Source organism: bacterium (assembly GCA_021372775.1).
GTDB lineage: Bacteria > Acidobacteriota > Polarisedimenticolia > J045 > J045 > JAJFTU01.
Window position 1 is genome coordinate 1 of record JAJFTU010000123.1, and the last position, 3,239, is coordinate 3,239.

Sequence of the window (3,239 nt, forward strand, 5' to 3'; positions counted from 1 at the left end):
CGATCAGCGCCAGGCCGCCGAGCGGCAGGCCGGAGCGCGGAGCGGGGCGGCGCAGCAGGTGGCCGACGCCGCGGCCGCGCAGCGGCAGATGCGGGACCGGCAGGCCCGCGAAGTCCGCGACCTCGAGCGGCGGCAGGCCGATGAGCGCCGCCGGGCGAACGGCGCCGAGGCGGCGGCCCTCGAAAAGAAGCACGCCGCCCAACGGGCCGATCTCCAGAAGCGCCAGGACGCGGAGCGGAAGGCGGCCGCCAAGGACCGCCCGGCCCCGCAGCGGAAAGAACGCCAGAACGACGAGCAGCGGTAGCGCCGGCGGCTGAAAGCGTCGCGGACGCGATTTCGGGTCCGCGACGCGGGGGGAGGAACGCGGGAGGAGCCTCACGGCGCCTCCCGCGTTTGCGTTCAGCGCCCGATTCGCCGCGAAAAGGGGGACGCCGACCGCGGCTTGCACAATATAATAACCGAGTAAGTCTTTGCTGTTGTCGCAACGACCTTCCGACCAAGGCCGGGCCGCGGCGGCCACCTCACGAGGACGCGGCGAGGAGGCGGAGCGATGTTCGACCTGTTCAAGACCAAGGCCGAAGTGGCGAGCGCGGAGATCCACCGCGTCCCGAACGCCGCCGCGGCGCTCGACTTCATCTTCGACACGCTGCGCAAGGAAGGGGTCGCGGAGGCGCCCGGCGCCAAGGCGGTCTGGGTTCCCGGGCCGATCCTCGGCGCGCCGGCCGAGCGGATCGAGGCCGCCGTGCCCGGCGTCCACTGCCGGGTGACGCGCGAACTCGCCGCCGAGTCGAGGATCGGCGTGTCCGAGGTGGACGCGGCGATCGCCGACACCGGCACGTTGATGGTGGACGCGACGGCCGTGGAGCACCGGCTCGTCTCCACGCTCACCGAGATCCACGTCGCCGTCGTGCGCACCGCGCGGATCAAGCCGAACCTCCAGGCGCTCGTGGACGAGATGGGCGCGCCGAAAGGCGCCTACCTCTCGCTGATCACCGGGCCGTCGCGCACCGCGGACATCGAGCGGGTGCTGACGATCGGCGTCCACGGGCCGCGCCGGCTGATCGTCGTCTGCGTGGACGACGCGAGCGGGGTGAACTGATGGCCGACACCTTCAAGCAGAACATCAAGGAAGCGCTGGCCAACCCGAACCTCGCCGGCGCGCTCGGGCGCTTCTCCGAGGCGTACGTCGTGGCGCGCGCCAAGGCGTACGAGGGGATCGACTTCGAGGAAGTCCGCGGGCGGATCGCCGCGATCAAGGGCGCGGCGGCCGAGCGTCTCGACGAGCTGGCCGTGGAGTTCAAGAAGGCGGCCGAGGCCCGCGGCGCGAAGGTCTTCATCACCAACGACCCCGAGGCGGTCAAGAAGTACGTCCTCGACCTCGCCGAGAAGCGCGGCGCCAAGCTGGTCGTGAAGTCGAAGTCGATGGCCACCGAGGAGCTGCACCTCAACAAGGCGCTCGAGGCGCAGGGGATCGAGACGCGCGAGACAGACCTCGGCGAGTGGATCATCCAGCTTGCCGGGCAGCGCCCCTCGCACATGGTGATGCCGGCGATCCACCTCACGCGGCAGGAGGTGGCCGAGATCTTCAGCAAGGAGGTCAAGGAGCGGCTGGAGAGCGACATCCCGCGGCTGGTCGCCGTCGCCCGGCGCGAGCTGCGCGAGCGGTTCCTCGCCGCCGATCTCGGCATCTCCGGGGCGAACATCGCCGTCGCCGAGACCGGCACGCTGGTGATCGTCACCAACGAGGGGAACGGCCGCCTGGTGACGACGCTGCCGAAGACGCACGTCGCCGTCGTCGGCTTCGAGAAGCTCGTGCCGAAGTTCGCCGACATCGTGCCGATCCTCACCGCGCTGCCGCGCAGCGCGACGAACCAACTGCTGACCAGCTACGTCTCGATGATCACCGGCCCGGCGCAGAACACCGACGGATCGCCGAAGGACCTGCACATCATCCTGATGGACCACCGGCGGACGGAGATGGCGCGCGACCCGGTCTTCAAGGAAGCGCTGCAGTGCATCCGCTGCGCCTCCTGCCTCAACGTCTGCCCCGTCTTCCGGCTCGTCGGCGGCCACGTCTTCGGCGACGTCTACACCGGCGGGATCGGCGCGATCCTCACCGCGTGGTTCGACGAGATGAAGAAGTCGGAGGACATCCAGGGGCTCTGCATCCAGTGCGGCTCGTGCGTCAAGGTCTGCCCGGGGAAGATCGACATCCCCGGCCTGATCGTCGAGATCCGCCGCCGTCTCGTGCGCGAGGAGGGGCGGCAGTCGCTCGCCCAGAAGGCGATCTTCAAGGTCGTCAACAACCGCCGCCTCTTCCACAGCGTGCTGCGCGCGGCCTACCTCGCGCAGAAGCCGTTCGCCAAGGAGGGGTTCGTCCGGCATCTGCCGCTCTTCCTCTCCGGAATGACCGAGCACCGCAGCCTCCCGGCGGTGGCCGAGGTCCCGTTCCGGGACGAGTTCAAGAAGATCCCTCAGCCGGAGTGCCGCGAGACGGCCGTCTTCTACGCCGGCTGCCTGATCGACTTCGCCTACCCGGAGATGGGGCGGGCGCTGGTCAAGGTGCTCAACAAGGCCGGGATCAAGGTCGTGTTCCCCGAGGGGCAGACCTGCTGCGGCGCGCCGGCGCGCTACAGCGGCGCCTTCGACGTCGCCGCGCGGAACGCGATCGACAACATCGAGGCGCTTTTGGCCGAGGACGCGCAGTACGTCGTCTCCGCCTGCCCGACCTGCGCCGCGGCGCTCAAGAAGGACTTCGGCGAGAACCTCAAGGGAGAGGGGATGACGGAGTGGCTGGCCAAGGCCGACGACCTCGCGGCCAAGGTCTACGACTTCTCCTCGCTGGTGAAGAAGCTGGTGGACGAGGGGCGGCTGAAGCTCAAGCCGGGGGCCGACCTCGGCGCGGTGACCTACCACGACTCCTGCCACCTGCGGCGCACGCTCAACGTCTTCGCGGAGCCGCGCGAGCTGCTGGGCAAGGCCGGCTACGAACTGAAGGAGATGTTCGAGTCGGACACCTGCTGCGGCATGGGCGGCTCGTACTCGCTGAAGTTCCCCGAGATCAGCCGGCCGATCCTCGACCGCAAGCTCGACAACATCAAGGCGACCGGCGCGCCGCTGGTGGCGATGGACTGCCCGGGCTGCGTGATGCAGATCCGCGGCGGGCTCGACCAGCGCGGCGGCGGCGTGGACGTGCGCCACATCGTCGAGCTGCTCGCCGACAAGATCGAGTAGTCGCC

General features: G+C 69.7%; 3 protein-coding genes. All 3 read left to right on the plus strand.

Annotated elements, in window-relative coordinates; translation table 11 throughout:
* Nucleotides 1-304: hypothetical protein (locus tag LLG88_04225; protein ID MCE5246112.1), on the plus strand; the 304-nt coding region annotated here is incomplete at its 5' end.
* Between the two features lie 246 nt (nucleotides 305-550).
* Nucleotides 551-1,099 carry a lactate utilization protein gene (locus tag LLG88_04230; GenBank protein ID MCE5246113.1) on the plus strand — a complete coding sequence of 183 codons (549 nt, stop codon included), beginning with the start codon at nucleotides 551-553 and terminating at the stop codon, nucleotides 1,097-1,099.
* On the plus strand, nucleotides 1,099-3,234 hold the full coding sequence (locus LLG88_04235; protein MCE5246114.1) for an LUD domain-containing protein: 2,136 nt from the start codon (nucleotides 1,099-1,101) through the stop codon (nucleotides 3,232-3,234). The genes LLG88_04230 and LLG88_04235 overlap by 1 nt, the downstream gene beginning before the upstream one ends.
* The last annotated feature ends 5 nt before the right edge of the window (nucleotides 3,235-3,239 follow it).